The sequence below is a fragment of the Curtobacterium sp. VKM Ac-1376 genome (assembly GCF_015351025.1).
Classification (GTDB): domain Bacteria; phylum Actinomycetota; class Actinomycetes; order Actinomycetales; family Microbacteriaceae; genus Curtobacterium.
In genome coordinates this window covers 1-15,933 of sequence record NZ_JADKRV010000029.1, presented here as the reverse complement: position 1 = coordinate 15,933, position 15,933 = coordinate 1, and the positions used below count along the sequence as shown (strand labels likewise).

Annotated in this window: 15 protein-coding genes; 4 read left to right on the top strand and 11 right to left on the bottom strand. The window is 71.4% G+C overall.

What is annotated here, in order from left to right:
• Positions 1-72: 72 nt before the first annotated feature.
• Positions 73-690 (bottom strand): uracil-DNA glycosylase, encoded by a 618-nt coding sequence (locus ITJ56_RS17565; RefSeq protein WP_194631925.1) that lies wholly within the window; start codon positions 688-690, stop codon positions 73-75.
• Positions 687-1,889, bottom strand: a complete 1,203-nt coding sequence (locus ITJ56_RS17560; protein ID WP_194631924.1) for a glycosyltransferase — start codon at positions 1,887-1,889, stop codon at positions 687-689. The genes ITJ56_RS17565 and ITJ56_RS17560 overlap by 4 nt, the downstream gene beginning before the upstream one ends.
• A 135-nt stretch (positions 1,890-2,024) precedes the next feature.
• Here ITJ56_RS17560 and ligD point away from each other — a divergent pair, with 135 nt between their 5' ends.
• Complete coding sequence (gene ligD, locus ITJ56_RS17555) at positions 2,025-3,035, top strand: non-homologous end-joining DNA ligase (protein WP_194631923.1); 1,011 nt, start codon at positions 2,025-2,027, stop codon at positions 3,033-3,035.
• Between the two features lie 23 nt (positions 3,036-3,058).
• On the opposite strand, the gene ITJ56_RS17550 is transcribed toward ligD, so the two are convergent.
• The 4 genes from ITJ56_RS17550 to ITJ56_RS17535 all read right to left on the bottom strand — a co-directional run bounded on the left by ITJ56_RS17550 (position 3,059) and on the right by ITJ56_RS17535 (position 5,292).
• Complete coding sequence (locus tag ITJ56_RS17550; RefSeq protein ID WP_194631922.1) at positions 3,059-3,202, bottom strand: hypothetical protein; 144 nt, start codon at positions 3,200-3,202, stop codon at positions 3,059-3,061.
• Positions 3,199-3,360: a hypothetical protein gene (locus tag ITJ56_RS17545; RefSeq protein ID WP_194631921.1), complete on the bottom strand. Its 162-nt coding sequence runs from the start codon at positions 3,358-3,360 to the stop codon at positions 3,199-3,201. Before ITJ56_RS17545 ends, ITJ56_RS17550 begins: the two co-directional genes overlap by 4 nt.
• 160 nt (positions 3,361-3,520) lie before the next feature.
• Positions 3,521-4,564: an ATP-dependent DNA ligase gene (locus ITJ56_RS17540; RefSeq protein ID WP_194631920.1), complete on the bottom strand. Its 1,044-nt coding sequence runs from the start codon at positions 4,562-4,564 to the stop codon at positions 3,521-3,523.
• Between the two features lie 152 nt (positions 4,565-4,716).
• On the bottom strand, positions 4,717-5,292 hold the full coding sequence (locus tag ITJ56_RS17535; protein WP_194631919.1) for a hypothetical protein: 576 nt from the start codon (positions 5,290-5,292) through the stop codon (positions 4,717-4,719).
• Positions 5,293-5,384: 92 nt separating this feature from the next.
• Here ITJ56_RS17535 and ITJ56_RS17530 point away from each other — a divergent pair, with 92 nt between their 5' ends.
• The gene (locus tag ITJ56_RS17530) at positions 5,385-6,428 is read left to right on the top strand and encodes an MBL fold metallo-hydrolase (protein WP_194631918.1); all 1,044 of its coding nucleotides are present in this window, start codon (positions 5,385-5,387) and stop codon (positions 6,426-6,428) included.
• A 2-nt stretch (positions 6,429-6,430) separates the two neighbouring features.
• On the opposite strand, the gene ITJ56_RS17525 is transcribed toward ITJ56_RS17530, so the two are convergent.
• The 3 genes from ITJ56_RS17525 to ITJ56_RS17515 all read right to left on the bottom strand — a co-directional run bounded on the left by ITJ56_RS17525 (position 6,431) and on the right by ITJ56_RS17515 (position 9,906).
• A complete protein-coding gene (locus ITJ56_RS17525) occupies positions 6,431-7,063 on the bottom strand; it encodes an FMN-dependent NADH-azoreductase (protein ID WP_194631917.1) in 633 nt (210 codons plus the stop codon).
• Positions 7,064-7,219: 156 nt separating this feature from the next.
• A complete protein-coding gene (locus tag ITJ56_RS17520; RefSeq protein ID WP_194631916.1) occupies positions 7,220-8,812 on the bottom strand; it encodes a hypothetical protein in 1,593 nt (530 codons plus the stop codon).
• 191 nt (positions 8,813-9,003) lie between these two features.
• Entirely contained in the window at positions 9,004-9,906 is a 903-nt protein-coding gene (locus tag ITJ56_RS17515; protein ID WP_194631915.1) for a LysR substrate-binding domain-containing protein, read from the bottom strand.
• Between the two features lie 82 nt (positions 9,907-9,988).
• Between ITJ56_RS17515 and ITJ56_RS17510 the strand changes: the two genes are divergently transcribed.
• Entirely contained in the window at positions 9,989-13,453 is a 3,465-nt protein-coding gene (locus ITJ56_RS17510) for a proline dehydrogenase family protein (protein ID WP_194631914.1), read from the top strand.
• A 112-nt stretch (positions 13,454-13,565) separates the two neighbouring features.
• On the opposite strand, the gene ITJ56_RS17505 is transcribed toward ITJ56_RS17510, so the two are convergent.
• Positions 13,566-14,009, bottom strand: a complete 444-nt coding sequence (locus ITJ56_RS17505) for an acyl-CoA thioesterase (RefSeq protein WP_194631913.1) — start codon at positions 14,007-14,009, stop codon at positions 13,566-13,568.
• Entirely contained in the window at positions 14,006-14,614 is a 609-nt protein-coding gene (locus tag ITJ56_RS17500; RefSeq protein WP_194631912.1) for a QsdR family transcriptional regulator, read from the bottom strand. Before ITJ56_RS17500 ends, ITJ56_RS17505 begins: the two co-directional genes overlap by 4 nt.
• A gap of 59 nt (positions 14,615-14,673) precedes the next feature.
• On the opposite strand from ITJ56_RS17500, the gene ITJ56_RS17495 reads away from it, so the two are divergent.
• Positions 14,674-15,855 (top strand): acyl-CoA dehydrogenase family protein, encoded by a 1,182-nt coding sequence (locus ITJ56_RS17495; RefSeq protein ID WP_194631926.1) that lies wholly within the window; start codon positions 14,674-14,676, stop codon positions 15,853-15,855.
• The last annotated feature ends 78 nt before the right edge of the window (positions 15,856-15,933 follow it).

Here is a 15,933-nt window from a genome sequence, read left to right as displayed (position 1 = left end):
TCACCACAGAACCCACTCCGCCATCGGAGCCCCACCCATCAGCAGACTCAACAACCTCCCTGGACATCACAGCTAGCGGGACAACGCCTGCAACTGCTCGGTGAACTGCCGCGCGCCACCCTGCGCGGGGTGCCGCAGCGCCACCGCACCGATGCCCGCCAGCGCGAGCGCGCCCTGTGCCTTCCGCCCCACCGCGACGACCCGAACGCGCTCGGCACCACCGAGGGTGTCGAGCAGCGCCAGCGCCACAGGTGCCCCCGACCGGATCTCGGCGGGACGCGGCGTCCGGTTCGTCAGCCGGTCCGGCGCCGCGAACGGGTGGTGCGGGAAGATCGCCCACGCCACCGGGAGTGCGCCGGTCCAGCCCTCGAGGGCAGCGTGCACGACGCGGGACGACGCCTCCCACGGGGCGGTCGGCTCCGGGGGCACCAGGTACTCCGGCTGGAGTTCGCGCATGCTCGTGAACGGCACCCCCGTGTTCGTCATGCCCCGCCACCCGGGTGCCTCGGCCACCAGCAGTGTGTCCGCGGACGGACCGAGCCGCTCCAGGTACCGCTCGAGGTTCGAACGTCGCAGCCGCCCCTCGGCCGACCCGACGTCGTAGAGCGCCTCGGCGTCCGGTTCGACGGGGACGGCGTCGAGCGCCTCCCAGAACCGGGCGAAGCGCCCGAACCGGTCGGCCGCGCTCACGAGCGCCCGAGCACCCGGCGGTACACGTCCTCGAGCCCGGTGGCGGACCGATCCCAACTCAGGCGCTCCGCGTGCTCCCGTCCGGCCGAGGACAGCGCCGCCGCGTACTCCGCATCCGTCAGGATCCGCTCGATCTCCGCTGCCCAGGCGTGCGGGTCGCGGGACTCGAGCACGACGCCCGTCTCCCCGTCGACCACGGCCTCGCGCAGCCCCCCGGCAGCCGCGGCCACGACCGGCACCCCGGACGCCGAACCCTCGAGCGCGACGAGGCCGTACGTCTCGGAGTGCGACGGCACGAGCACGGCTGCCGCGCCACGGAACAGGAACGCCAGGTCGGCACGCGACTGCGGACCGATGAAGGTGACGCGGTCGGCGATGCCACGCGCCGCGGCGAGCCGGCGCAGTTCGTCCACGTAGTCGCCCGCCTCACTCGAGGCGTCTCCCGCGATGACGAGGGTGGGGCGGGCCTCCAGGCTGATGCCGGCGATGGCCTCGATGGCCAGGTCCAGCCCCTTCAACGGCTGCACGCGAGCCGCCGCGACGACGTAGGGGGTGGCGGCGCGGCGCGCGCCGACCGCAGCGGGACGGAAGACCGACCCGTCGACGCCCGGCGGCACGATCCAGATTCGGGCGTCGTCGCCGCCCAGGCGGGTGCGGACCGTCGAGGCCTCGGCCTCGGACACCACGACGACGGCGTCGGACTCGCGCGCCAGCAGTTCCTCACCCGCGATGCGCCCGGCGGATTCGGGCCGCTCGCCCTCGGACAGCGGTGTCGCGGGGTCCGCAGCGATCGAGTGGAACGACTGCACGTGCGGGATCCCACGTCCCCGCGCCACCGGCAACGCAGCGGCTCCGGAGAACCAGTGGTGCGAGTGCAGGACGTCGAACGGCCCGAGTCGTTCGAGCTCGCGGCGGAACGGTTCGATGAACGCGTCGTGCTCGCCCTTCGGCACCGGCTCGGCAGGCCCGGCGGACAGGAACCGCAGGCAGACACCCGGCACGAGCGACACCGAGTCCGGCTGCGTCGGTGCGGAGCGCCGCGTGATGATGTCGACGTGGTGGCCGCGGTCGGCCAGCGCTTCCGCCTGGTGCCGGACGACGACGTTCATGCCGCCGACCTCACCCGAGCCGGGCTCGTCGCCGGGGGAGGTGTGCAGCGACACCAGCCCGATGTGCAGGGGTTCGGTCGTCGTGCTCACCGCTCAACCCTAGCCGCGTGGCCTCCCTTGCGACGGGCGCGCGGGCGCGAGCACGACGGGCCGGCGGCCCGCAGAACGCCGGTGTTCTGCGGACGGACCGGGGCGACCGGCGCGCACGCGTGTACGGTCCGCTGCATGGTGAGCGAAGCGACGACGGTGCGCGTGGGCGACCGGGAGGTCCGGATCAGCAGCCCCTCGCGGGTGCTCTGGCCCGAGGCGGGGATCACGAAGCTCGACCTGGCGGAGTACCTCGTCACGGTGGGGGACGCCTTCGTCCGGGCGAACGGTGACCGGCCGATCTCGCTGCAGCGGTTCCCCGGCGGCGTCGACGGCGAGCAGTTCTTCTCGAAGAACCCGCCAAAGGGTGCGCCCGACTACGTCCGCTCGGTCACGGTGACGTACCCGAGCGCCCGGTCGCACCCGCAGCTGGTGATCGACGAGCCGGCCGTCGCAGTGTGGGCGGCGCAGATGAACACGGTGGTGTTCCACCCGTGGGCGTCACGAGCCGAGGACAGCGACCACCCGGACCAGCTCCGCATCGACCTCGACCCGCAGCCGGGCACGGACTTCGCCGACACGGTGCCGGTGGCGCAGGAGCTCCGGAAGGTCCTCGACGAGGCCGGACTCACCACGTGGATCAAGACGAGCGGCAACCGCGGGCTCCACGTGTTCGCGCCGATCCGCCCCGAGCACGAGTTCCTCGAGGTGCGGCACGCCGTCATCGCCGCCGCACGCGAGCTCGAACGCCGGATGCCCGACCGGGTGACGACGGCGTGGTGGAAGGAAGAGCGCGGCCAGCGGATCTTCGTCGACTTCAACCAGGCGAACCGCGACCGGACGATGGCCGGTGCGTACAGCCCGCGCGCCCTCGCGCACGCCTCGGTGTCGACCCCGATCACGTGGGACGAACTGCCCACGGTGGACCCGACGACGTTCACGATCCGGACGGTGCCGGAGCGGCTGCGGACGATCGGCGATCCGTGGGAGTCGATGGGCGAGCAGCCGGGGTCGATCGCACCGCTGCTGGAGTGGTGGGAGCGCGACCTGGAGAACGGTGAGGGTGAGCTGCCGTTCCCGCCGGACTTCCCGAAGATGCCGGGGGAGCCGCCGCGCGTGCAGCCCTCCCGCGCGAAGAAGACGACCTGAGCGGCCGGAAGACGACCTGATCGTCAGAGTGCGGAGCCGGCGTCCTGCTGACGGTCCGGTTCGTCCACCCGCGTGGTGTGCGTCGGCAGCCCGATGCTGGCGGTGTGCAGCCGGGTCAGGCGCGACCAGGTGCCGCGGTGGACGTCGGTGATGCCGTCGACGATCACGAGCCGAGCCCGATCGTGACCAGGGCGAGTGCCGTGGCGGTCACACCGGCGATGGCGCTGATCACCGCGCTGAGCTGCAGAACACGCTGACGCCGTGCTTCGCGAACTTCTGAGAAAGGACTCCGCCGAGTGTGGCGGACAAGCGTGCTGGTGCTCATGTCGATCCGCTCCGATCCGTGGGCACCCGGGTGAGTGCCTCCTGCTGCTGTCGGCATCATCCTGGCATGACGTCACTAGTTCGGCTAACTACTTTTCCCGGAACAGCGACGGAACAGCGACAAATGGACACCTGACTGCGTTGCGCCGTCAGGAGGAGCCTCAGGACAGCACGTCGTTCAGGTCGTAGGCCGTCGGCACCTCGAGCTGGGCGAAGCCGCACGACTCCCCGTCGCGGTCCGGTCGCCACCGCTCGAACTGCACGGTGTGCCGGAACCGGTCGCCCTCCATCTGGTCGTACCGGACCTCGAGCACCAGCTCCGGCGCCAGCCGGACGAACGACGTGTCGCGACCCGACGAGAACCGCGACCGTTCGCCGTCACCGGTGACGGGCCTCCCGTCCGCATCGCGGAGCACGACGGGCTCGAGCTCGTCGATCAACGCGGCCCGACGCTTGTCGGAGAAGGCGGAGACGCCGCCGACCTGGCGGAGCTCGCCGTCCGTGTCGTACAGGCCGACCAGGAGTGACCCGACACCGGAACCGCTCTTGTGCACGCGGTACCCGATCGCGACGACGTCCGCGGTCCGGTGGTGCTTCACCTTGAGCATCGTGCGCTTGTTCGGCTCGTACGGCCGCGCGCGGGGCTTCGCGACGACGCCGTCGAGCCCGGCGCCCTCGAAGGTGGTGAGCCACTCGCGCGCCTGCTCGACGTCGAGCGTGGTGCGGGTGACGAAGAGCGGGTCGGTCATCGCGTCGCCGAGCTGTTCCAGGCGCTCGCGACGCTCGTCGAAGGGCAGGTCCACCAGCTCCTCGCCGTCCACTGCCAGCAGGTCGAAGGCCACGAACTGCGCCGGGGTCTCGACGCTGAGCTTCGTGATCCGGGACGCCGCCGGGTGGATGCGCTGGGACAGGGCCTCCCAGTCCAGCCGCTCGGCACCCGGCTCGCCGGAGCGCAGGATCACCTCGCCATCCAGGACGACCGGATGGTCGCGTCCGCCGAACTGCGCGCGGAACGCCTCGACCAGTTCGGGGAAGTACCGGGTGAGCGGCTTGGCGCCGCGGCTGCCGATCTCCACGTCGTCGCCGTCGATCGTCACGATGCCGCGGAACCCGTCCCACTTCGGTTCGTACCGCAGCCCGCCCTTCGTGCTGTCCGGGTCGGGGACGGTGGCGACGGCCTTGGCGAGCATCGGTGCAATCTCCATGCGTCCTGTCTACTCGCGCGCGTCGGCGGGGCTGTCGGCGCTGTCTGCCTGGAGGCCCGTGCTGCGCCCGGCGCGTGTGCTCGGTGAGCAGAAATGGTCGGGTCCAGGGCCCACACCCGACCATTTCTGCTCACCAGCCACCGCCAGTGGGTTCAGCGGCGGCAGTCCGGCTCCATCTTCACCTGCGTGTAGGTGTTGGCCGTGTACGCGCGACCTTCGGCCTCGTAGTCGATGAAGATGGTTCCCGTCGTACCTGATGTTCCCTTGTCACGTGCGAGGTGGATGGCGAGGTCGAAGTGCTCGCCTGCGGGAACGGACCGGCCGATCGCGGACCTCGGATCGCCCCATTCCTCCGTCAACGGCCACGACACCGATCCGGTCCTGCTGTACGGGGAGACCGGAACCAACAGGACTTCGTGCGTCGTCACGCCGGTCTGCTCCAGCGTCCTGACCGCGGTGACCTCGATGGGCGGACCGTTCTCCCTGTCGATGGGGATGCCGATCGAACCATCGAGACGGGTGCTCTGGCACCAAACGGTGCCGCTGTCGGTGAACCGCAGCGGTCCGTTCGTCGACGGTGTGCACGAGGTGATCCCGAGCGCGAGGGTCACCGCGAGAGCGGGAACTCCTGCACGTTTCACTTGGTCACCGACCGGATGGGCGCGCCTCCCCAGTGGGACTGTGAACCTGCGCATGGATTCCTCTCGTTGGTGATCGTCGATGACCACGAAGCGAAGCTACTGGAATGACATCGGAAAAACAATGCATTTCACACTGCTACTTCTGCTGTCAAAACCGCAGCGTCGGTAGGGTGGCCGGCGTGACGACCGTGCCCCCGTCGGCAGCGCCGGCCCCGGAACCGATCAGCCCCGTGCAGGCCGCCGCGCTCCGCGACGGCGTCCTGCCACCCGTCGAGCAGGTCCGGCCGGGCATCTGGACCCTCGCGGTGCCGTTCCGGTTCGGGGTGCCCGACGCGACCCTCGTCTACGTCGTCGAGGGGTCGGACGGCTCGCTCGCGGTGATCGACCCCGGCTGGTCGGCCGACGGCGGACTCGCCGAGCTGCGGGACGGGCTCGCCACGATCGGACGCACCCTGGACGACGTGTCGCTCGTGGCCGTGACCCACCTGCACGCCGATCACTTGGGTGCCGCGGCGGCCGTCCGCCGGGTGACGGGGGCGCGGGTGGCGATGCACGGCCTCGAGGTCCGCGCGCTCGAACGGGAACGCGCCGACGCCGAGCGGAACGACGCGGACATCGCGACGTGGGGGTTGCCCGAGCACCTGCGGGCCGGGGTCGTCGAGGCGTGGGGCAGCGGACGCCGGATCGGGATGGGCCGGATCGAGGCGCCGTTCGCCGACGTGCTGCTCGAGGACGGCGACCTGCTGCCGATCCCCGGTCGGACGATCCGCACGCTGTGGACCCCGGGGCACACCACCGGGCACGTGTGCTTCCTCGAGGAGGCCGACGGGCTGCTGTTCTCCGGCGACCACGTGCTGCCGCGGATCAACTCCGGCATCGGGCTCGGCGGCCGGACCGGCACGAACCCCCTCGGGGACTACCTGGCGTCGCTCGCGCGGCTCGACCCGTACGCCGACCTCGAGGTCTGCCCGGGGCACGAGTACCGGTTCCGTGACGTCGTCACCCGCGCCGAGACCCTGGCCCGGCACCGGGAGGAACGCTCACGCCACGTCGCCGCGGCCCTCGATGCGCTGGATCGTCCGACGTTGTTCGAGGTCGCGGCCCGGGTGCCCTTCAGCGGCGGGATCGAGTCGATGACCGGGTTCCTGCTCGCGAGCGCGCTGACGCAGACGGCCTTCCACGCGGACCTGCTCGGGCGGGCCGGCGAGGTCCGGCCCGCCTGACCTCAGCCGAGCGTCGTCGCGAGGCGCTCGATGGTCGTCTTCGCGTCGGCGAACTCGGCGGCGGCGTGCTCGGCCAGCGGCGCGAGGTCGGGCAGACGGTCGGCCAGGGTCGCGCTGACGGTGATCGGGTACAGCTTCATGCCGAGCGCGGTGCCGAGAACGATGTGCAGGACGGGGGAGCCGTGGTCCCAGCCCTCGGTCGGGGTGCCGGCGTCGTAGGTGGCGCCGCGGCTCACCACGGTCACGACGGGTCGACCGGCCAGGGGCTGCACGCCGCCGGTCAGGATGCCTGGGACGTGGATGCGGTCGATCCACGCCTTCAGGGTCGACGGCACGGTGTAGTTGTACAGCGGCGCACCCACCACGACGACGTCGGCGGCCAGGAGCTCGTCGATGACCTCCTGGCGCAGGGCCTCGGCCTCGGGCGCGACGGTCTCCTCGGCGGTGCGGTCGGCGGCGGCCCAGTGCAGCGCCGAGGTCTCGAGGTGGGGGAGCTGGTCGACGTGCAGGTCCCGCCGGACAACCGTGTACTCCGGGCCTCGGGCGCGCCAGGCGTCGGCGAAGGCCGCGGTCAGTGCGCGCGAGCGGGAGTGGGACAGGTCGGCCGAGGAGTCGATGTGCAGCAGCGTGGGCATGCCGACCACGCTACCGGCGCGGACCGGCACGGGCGCAGGGGCTCACGAGTGCAGATGCGAACGGCCCCGCTGCTCCGGCGAGGGAGCAGGCGGGGCCGGGTCGGGCCTCCCGTCCGTCACGCGGGCACGCGACGGACGGGAGACGTCTTCAGGGGGTCAGCGCTGGGCGCGACGACGGCGCGCGAAGCGGGCGCCGATCAGGCCGGCACCGGCGACGAGCAGGCCGAGGGCCCACGGCAGGGCGTCGGTGGTGTCCGAGCCGGTGTAGGCGAGCTGGCCGCCGGTGGTGACCGGGGCGACCGGGGCCGCTGCCGGCGCGACCGGGGTCGGGTCGGCGATCCCGGCGACCGCGGTCGGCTGGACGTCCACGGCGAACGACGTGCTGAACTCGCCGGCGGCGACGGTCAGGTTGTGGATCGAGGCGTGCGGGAACGTGACGTTCACGAGGCCGAAGTCACCGAGCTCGGGGTCCGGAGCGATCACGTCACTGGCGATGTCCGACGTGACGGTCGGAGTCTCGGTCGTCGGGTTGTCGAAGCCGCCCATGGGGTTGCCGAAGCGGTCCACGAGGCCGCCCTGGATGATGAGCGTCCCGCCCTGCTTGATGGTCGGACGGCCGCCGACCAGGAAGTCGTCCTCGCCGAGGGTGTAGATGGTCCCATCGGGTTCGATGATCCAGCTCGTCCGCTCCTCGTCGCCGTCGTCGAACAGGCCGGCGCGGTCCGTCGTGTAGACCTCGACGCCGAGCGGTGCGGCCGCCTCGACGGTCATCGACACGTACTGCGTGACCGACTCGGTGCCGCTCGTGGCGGTGATGGCGAACTCGTAGCCCATCGCCAACGTGGCGGTGCCGCTGAGCTCACCGGTCGAGGCGTCGAACTCCAGGTCCCAGGGGAGCTCGTCCTCGGGGGCCGTCTCGTCCTCGGGGAACTCCTCGGCGTAGTCGGCGTCCTCGTCGTAGAACCAGCTGACGCTGTACTTCGGCTCCGGGAAGCCCTGCGCGCGGAAGGTGTGCGAGAACGTGTCACCGGCGGTGGTGCTCAGCTCGAGCGGGCTGTCCTGGGTGGCGCCGGCCGTGGTGGGCTGGCCGTCCTCACCGAGGAACGCCGGGGTCTGCGTCACGGCCGCGGTGGCTTCGGACGTGACGGTGGACGGCTCGGTCGCGCCGGGCAGCGTTCCCGTCACGGCGACGGTGATGGTCTTCCGCACGTCGGTCGGGTCGACGACGTAGCTCGCGGCCTTCGCCAGGACGTTGCCGTCCTGGTCCGTCCACGAGTACTTGTAGCCGGCCTCGTCGTCGAAACCGGTGACGACGGCGACGAGTCGGGTGCCGACCTTCGCCGTGCCCTCGATGGTGACGGTGGCGTCGGCTGCCTTCGTGGTGACGTCCGGCTTCGGGGCCTCGGTCGGCTTCGGCGCCTCGGTGGCGGCCGGTGCGGTCGTCTCCGGAGCCGCCGGCTCGTCGGCCGGAGCCGGAGCGGGGACCTCGTCGGACGGTTCCGGGGCCTCGTCCGCGGGGACCGGGGTCTCGTCGGCCGGAGGCTGCTCGTCGGCCGGAGCCGGCGTGGGCGTCTCGTTGCCGTCGACCGGGGCCGGTGTCTCAGCGGAGAGGACCGGCTGCGTCGTGTCGAGCGTCTCGGCGTTGGCGGCCGTCGCGGTCATGATGCCGAGGCCGGTGGTCAGGCCGACGAGCGCGACGGTGGTGCCGACGGCGCATGCGCGACGGACGGCGGAGGTGCTGCGGTGCACGGGGTCCCCCATGTTCAGGTCCGGCACATGAGCCGGAACATATGAATCTGCCGAGAATGTCGGCGTTCCGGGATCGTAGCGGGACCAGGTTGCCGACCAGGGCCGATTGATCAGATTGTGACCCGGGTTGGGGGTGCGTGCGGAAACCCGCCGACCCCCGAAGGGTCAGTCCAGTCGTCGACGGCCGCCGGTCAGTCGCCGACGGTGGCCGCGGCCCGTTCGAGGGCGTCGCGCAGCGCCCGGACCGCAGGGGAGGACGCACCGGCGGCTCGGACGACGGTGAAGATCGTGCGCCGCGGCCGCTCCGGCAGCTCGAGCAGCCGACAGGTCGTCGTCCGACCGGTCCACATCAGGTCCGGCATCAGGCTCACCGCGTTGCCCGACTCGACCAGGCGGATCTGCGTCTGCAGGTCGGCGGTCTCGTACCGGACGTCGGGCTCGAAGCCCCAGCGTCGGCAGACCTGCTCGGCGAAGTGCCGCGAGGCGGTGCCGCGGGGCTCCATCACCCAGGGCAGGTACTGGGCGTCCTCGAGCGACGAGACCGGCAGCAGTGCGGTGTCGAGCGGCGGCAGGGCCAACCGGACGGCGTCCGTCGTCAGGTCGGAGCGGTCCAGCCCGGGCAGGTGCGGCGCGGCGTGTGCGGGGTACTGCTCGGCGATGACCATGTCGAAGTCGCGCGCCCACGTCTCGTTCAGGGCGGTCTCCGGCTCGCGCTGGACCATCTCGACGCGCAGGTCGGGGTGCTCCGTCGCCATCTCGTGCAGGGCGCTCGGCATCAGGGCGAGTGCAGCGGACTGGAACACGGCGACCCGCACGCGCCCCTGCACGGACGGCAGGGTCTCCTCGACCTGTGACTGCGCGTGCTCGAGGACGTCGAGCACCTGACCCGCGGCGGCGACCAGCACCTCGGCTTGCGGGGTGAGCTGGAGCCGTCGTCCCGCCTTGCGGAGGAGTTGCACGCCGGCCTCCCGTTCGAGGGCGCTCAACTGCTGCGAGACGGCGGACGGGGTGAAGTTCATCGCGTCGGCGACGGCAGCGATGGTGCCGCGGATGGACAGTTCACGGAGGAGTACGAGACGGCGGACGTCGAGCATGCGGAGACGGTAGCGCAACTGAACGGTACCCATCAGGAACGCTCACTTCCGCTACCGCATCCTGGCCCTCCACACTGAACCCATGACGACGCTGCACGAGGACTCCGCCATCGACCACGACGCCCTGGCGGACCAGTCCGTCGCCCTCGTCCGACAGTGGCTGGCCGAGGCCGAGTCCCACCCGGTGGACGGCTCCGCGAAGCAGCTCGCCGGGGTCCTCGCCGACCCCGCCGGACTCGACTTCGCGGTCGGGTTCGTCGACGGTGTCGTCCGACCGGAGGACCTGTCCGTCGCCGCCCGCAAGCTCCGCCAGATCGCACCGGACGCCCCCGGGTTCCTGCCCGCCGCGCTCCGCGGACTCGTCCGGCTCGGCGGCGGCATGGCCCCGGCACTGCCGAACGTCGTCGTCCCCATCGCCCGCCGGGTGCTGCGGAACATGGTCGGACACCTCATCGTCGACGCGACGGACTCGAAGCTCGGACCGGCGATCGCGAAGATCAAGCGCGACGGCGTCCGGCTCAACGTCAACCTGCTCGGCGAGGCCGTCCTCGGTGAGCGCGAGGCCGCCCGCCGGCTCGAGGGCACGCACAAGCTCCTCGCCCGCGACGACGTCGACTACGTCTCCATCAAGGTGTCGTCGACCGTGCACCCGCACTCGCCGTGGGCGTTCGGCCACGCGGTCGACGACATCGTCGAGCAGCTCCGACCGCTCTTCCAGCGTGCCGCCGCCGCCAGCCCCGCCAAGTTCATCAACCTCGACATGGAGGAGTACAAGGACCTCGACCTCACCATCGCGGTCTTCACGAAACTCCTCGACGAGCCCGAGTTCCTCGGACTCGCAGCCGGCATCGTGCTGCAGGCGTACCTGCCCGACGCGCTCGCCGCGATGCAGCAGCTGCAGGAGTGGTCCGCCGCCCGCCGTGCCCGCGGTGGCGCCGGCATCAAGGTCCGTCTGGTCAAGGGCGCGAACCTGCCGATGGAGCAGGTCGAGGCCTCGGTGCACGGCTGGCCGCTGGCCACGTGGCACACGAAGCAGGACTCGGACACCAACTACAAGCGCGTGCTCGACTGGGCGCTCACCCCTGACCGCATCGCGAACGTGCGGGTCGGCGTCGCCGGACACAACCTGTTCGACGTCGCGCACGCCTGGCTGCTTGCCGGCGAACGGGGCGTGCGGGACGGCATCGAGTTCGAGATGCTGCTCGGCATGGCCCAGGGGCAGGCCGAGGCCGTCCGCCGCACCGTCGGCTCGCTGCTCCTCTACACGCCGGTCGTGCACCCGGGCGAGTTCGACGTCGCGATCGCCTACCTGATCCGTCGCCTCGAAGAGGGCGCGTCGCAGGACAACTTCATGTCCGCGGTCTTCTCGCTGGTCTCGTCGCCGCCGCTGTTCGCCCGCGAGGAGGAACGCTTCCGCGCCTCCCTGGTGCCGCTCGCGACGCCGGAGGGCCTCGCTGCGCCCGCCTCGCACCGCGTCGCCGACCGCTACGCCGCCGTCGGTCGCCCCGGTCCCGGGCACTTCGAGAACACCCCGGACAGCGACCCCTCGGTCGCCGCGGTGCGCGCCTGGGGTGACGCCATCACCGCGCGCGTCGCCTCGTCGACGCTCGGCGTCCGCGCCGTCCAGGAGGCCCGGGTCGACTCCGCCACGGCGCTCGACTCCGTGCTCGGCCGCGCCAAGGCTGCCGGTGCCGTCTGGGGGACCTGGTCCGGTGGTGCGCGTGGCGCCGTGCTGCACGCCGTCGGCGACGCCCTCGAGGCGAACCGTGCCGCTCTCATCGAGGTCATGGCGTCGGAGACCGGCAAGACCATCGACCAGGCCGACCCCGAGGTGTCCGAGGCGATCGACTTCGCGCACTTCTACGGCACCCTGGCCTCCGCGCTCGACGACGTCGACGGCGCTTCCTTCACGCCCGCAGCGTTGACCCTGGTCGCACCGCCGTGGAACTTCCCCGTCGCGATCCCCGCCGGCTCGACCCTCGCCGCGTTGGCCGCCGGGTCCGCCGTCGTGCTGAAGCCCGCCCCGCCCGCGGAGCGCTCCGGCGCCGTGCTCGCCTCGATCATCGAGACCGCGCTCGACGCCCACGGCGCCCCGGCCGACGTGCTCGCGTTCCTGCAGGTGTCGGAGAAGGACCTCGGGCAGCAGCTCATCGCGTCGCCGATGGTCGACCAGGTCATCCTCACCGGTGCCTACGAGACGGCCGAGCTGTTCCGCTCGTTCCGCCCCGACCTGCCGCTGCTCGCCGAGACCTCGGGCAAGAACGCCGTGATCGTCACGCCCTCGTCCGACCTCGACCTCGCCGTGAAGGACGTCGTCGCGTCGGCGTTCGGGCACGCCGGCCAGAAGTGCTCGGCCGCGTCGCTCGTCGTCATGGTCGGCTCGGTGGCGAAGTCGAAGCGGTTCCGGAACCAGCTGCTCGACGCCGTCTCCTCGCTCACGGTGGGCTACCCGACCGAGGCGGCGACCCAGATGGGCCCGGTCATCGAGCCGGCGTCGGGCAAGCTGCTCGACGGCCTGACGAAGCTCAGCGCGGGGGAGTCCTGGGCGGTCGAGCCGAAGCAGCTCGACGAGACCGGCAAGCTCTGGAGCCCGGGTGTCCGACAGGGTGTCCGCCGCGGCTCGGAGTTCCACCGCACCGAGTACTTCGGCCCGATCCTCGGCATGATGACCGCGGACTCGCTCGACGAGGCGATCGACATCGTCAACGAGGTCGACTACGGCCTGACCTCGGGCCTGCACTCGCTCGACCCGGCCGAGATCGGCACGTGGCTGTCGCGGATCCAGGCGGGCAACCTCTACGTGAACCGCGGCATCACGGGCGCGATCGTCCGGCGCCAGCCGTTCGGCGGGTGGAAGAAGTCGGCCGTGGGTGCCGGCACGAAGGCCGGTGGGCTGAACTACCTGCTCGGGCTCGGTTCGTGGACGCCCGCATCGGCGGTCGCTGCGTCCGGTTTCGCCGTGTCGGGTCCGGTCTCGGCGTTCGTCCGGGCGGCCGAGGTGTCGTCGCCGGTGCTCGACCGTGCGCTGGCGTCCGACGAGCAGGCCTGGTCGACGCTGTTCGGCACCGCGACCGACGTGTCGGCGCTCTCCGCCGAGCGGAACATCGCCCGGTACCTGCCGTTCCCGTCGGTGCAGGTGCGACTGGCTTCTGTCGACGAGGATGCTGTTCCTGAGCTCGTCCGTGTCGTCGCCGCTGCACTCCGTGCCGGCACGACGATCGAGGTCTCCACGGCCGCGACGCTGCCGTCCTCCGTCGCCTCGGCGATCCGTTCGCTGCCGATCGTCCGCTCGCTGTCGCAGACGGTGTCCGACGAGTCGTTCGCGAGCTCCGTCGCTTCCGGCCCGTCGACCCGGGTGCGCCTCATCGGCGGGGACACCTCGGCGCTGTACTCGGCGGTCGGTGGGCGTCCGGACGTCGCCGTGTACGGCGGCCCCGTGACCGAGGCCGGGCGGCTCGAGATCCTGCCGTTCGTCCGCGAGCAGGCGGTGTCGATCACGGCGCACCGGTTCGGGACCCCCAATCACCTGACCGACGACCTGATCTGACCCCGGACTGCGGCGCTGGCGTTCGGGTCCAGCGCCGCTTGCACGACCGACGTGCCCCCGAACCACGCGATCGCGCGGTTCGAGGGCACTTCGGTTGTGCGGGGGAGCGCCGTCAGTCGGCGACGGCGGGCTGCTGCGCGACCATCGTGCCGGTCACGAGCTCACGGAGCTCGGCGGGCAACGGGACCGGGCGGCGGGCGCCCTCGCGGTCGATGATGACGTGCACGAACTCACCCGTGGCGAGCAGGGCGCCGTCCGACTGGCGGAACAGGCCGAACTCCCACGACAGGCTCGTGGTGCCGAGGTGCTTCGAGCGCATCCCGACCTCGATGACGTCGGGCCAGACGGCGGACTCGACGAACCGGCAGCTCGACGACACCAGCACGGCGATCCACGGCGTCGAGAACGGGTCGAGACCGGCCTGCTCGCGGAACCAGTACGTCGACGCGTTGTCCATCGCGGAGTAGTAGATCGTGTTGTTGACGTGCCCGAACATGTCGTTGTCGTTCCACCTGGTGGGGTAGGTCCGGCGGAACGGGTACTCGTCGATGGTCATCGGTCTCCGATCGGTGGTGCGGGTGTGGAACGCACCGTGTCGGGCCGCAGGACGTACTCGAACGCGGCACGTGCTCGGACGGGGTCGGGGGCCTCGCCTGAGATGAACTCGGCGTAGGTGAACGACTCGGAGATCCGGACGAGCAGCCGCGCGAGTTCCTCGGCCGACAGTGGCGCGGGATCGAACGTACCGGACGACTGCTGCACGTCGATGAGCGCGGTGACCCGGCCGACGAAGCGGCTCTGTACGTCGCTGTCCGACGTGGTCAGCAGGCGCATGGCGCGGGCGGGCTCCCGGGTCAGGAACGCCCGGAAGTACGGCGCGTCGATGAGGTCGGCGGTGAAGCGGTCGAGCACGGCGACCAGCCGGGCGGCCCCGGTCGCCCCGAGGTCGTCGGCGGTGCGGGTGGCCCCGTCGAGTGTCGGCACTGCGAGGGACCACAGGATCTCGGACAGCAACCGGTCACGGTTGCCCACCCACCGGAACAGCGACGTGCGGTCCACGCCGAGTGAGGCGGCCAACGCCCCCATGTCGATGCGGGAGCCCGCGATGAAGGTGTGACGGGCCTCCCGGAAGGCGCGCAGCGCAGCATCCGATGTGTACACGCGATCCTCTCTTGCAACGTTTTCGAGAATGATGCATCGTGGTTCCCATGTCAACGACGATGCCCGCGACGCCCCTGCTCGAATCGGACTTCTACGGCTTCCAGCAGCAGCTCACCGTCGAGGAGCGCGCGTCGCTCGGGCAGCTCCGGCAGTACCTCGAGCGCGAGGTCGCGCCCATCGCCGACCAGTACTGGGCCCGCGCCGAGTTCCCGATGCAGGTCATCGCGCCGCTGTCGGAGCTCGGCATGTACGGGCCGGGCATCCCGCTCGTGCGCCACTTCGAGAACTCCGCCGTGTACCGCGGGTGGGCGGCCCTCGAACTCGGGCGGGTCGACGCGAGCGTCGCGACCTTCATCGGCGTGCAGTCCGGCCTGGCGATGAACTCGATCGCGGTGGCCGGCAGCGAGGAGCAGCAGCGCGAGTGGCTGCCGCGGATGGCTGCCGGCGAGGTCATCGGGGCCTTCGGGCTGACCGAACCGCTGTCCGGCAGTGACTCCGCCCGCGGGCTCCGCACCACGGCTCGGCGCGAGGGCGACACGTGGGTCCTCGACGGCGAGAAGCGGTGGATCGGCAACGCCACCTTCGCCGACGTCGTCGTCATCTGGGCGAAGGACGTCGTCGACGAGCAGGTCAAGGGCTTCCTCGTCGCCACGGACACCCCCGGGTTCTCCGCCACCAAGATCGAGGACAAGATCGCGCTGCGCGGCGTGCAGAACGCCGACATCGTCATGCAGGGCGTCCGCGTCCCCGAGTCGCGACGACTCCAGAACGCCACGTCGTTCCGGTCGACGGCCGAGGTCCTGCGCCTGACCCGCACCGAGGTCGCCTGGCAGGCCATCGGGATCGCGGTCGGCGCGTACGAGGCCGCGCTCGCCTACGCCCGCGAGCGGATCCAGTTCGGCAAGCCGATCGCTGCGCACCAGCTCGTGCAGGACCTGCTCGTCAAGTCGCTGTCGAACATCACGGCCTCGATCGCACTGTGCACGCAGGCCTCGGCCATGCAGGACGCCGGGGTCGGTGGCGACGAGCACTCGGCGATGGCCAAGGCGTTCGCCACCGCGAAGATGCGTGAGACCGTTGCCTGGTGCCGCGAGGTGCAGGGCGGCAACGGCATCGTGCTCGACAAGGGCGTGGCCCGGTTCTTCGCTGATGCCGAGGCGATCTACTCGTACGAGGGCACTCGCGAGGTCAACACCCTGATCGTCGGGCGGGCGATCACCGGGCAGGCCGCGTTCGTCTAGTTGTACTGCCCAGGGACGTTGGTCAACCGTGTGATGGGTGACCGGTTCCCGATGGCGGTGTGGGGCCGGTGGTGATTG

Excerpts from the sequence above, each read along its gene's own strand:
- ligD (WP_194631923.1), top strand. The coding sequence starts at position 2,025 with ATGGTGAGCGAAGCGACGACGGTGCGCGTGGGCGACCGGGAGGTCCGG.
- ITJ56_RS17545 (WP_194631921.1), bottom strand. The coding sequence starts at position 3,360 with ATGAGCACCAGCACGCTTGTCCGCCACACTCGGCGGAGTCCTTTCTCA.
- ITJ56_RS17540 (WP_194631920.1), bottom strand. The coding sequence starts at position 4,564 with ATGGAGATTGCACCGATGCTCGCCAAGGCCGTCGCCACCGTCCCCGAC.
- ITJ56_RS17525 (WP_194631917.1), bottom strand. The coding sequence starts at position 7,063 with ATGCCCACGCTGCTGCACATCGACTCCTCGGCCGACCTGTCCCACTCC.
- ITJ56_RS17515 (WP_194631915.1), bottom strand. The coding sequence starts at position 9,906 with ATGCTCGACGTCCGCCGTCTCGTACTCCTCCGTGAACTGTCCATCCGC.
- ITJ56_RS17510 (WP_194631914.1), top strand. The coding sequence starts at position 9,989 with ATGACGACGCTGCACGAGGACTCCGCCATCGACCACGACGCCCTGGCG.
- ITJ56_RS17505 (WP_194631913.1), bottom strand. The coding sequence starts at position 14,009 with ATGACCATCGACGAGTACCCGTTCCGCCGGACCTACCCCACCAGGTGG.
- ITJ56_RS17495 (WP_194631926.1), top strand. The coding sequence starts at position 14,674 with ATGCCCGCGACGCCCCTGCTCGAATCGGACTTCTACGGCTTCCAGCAG.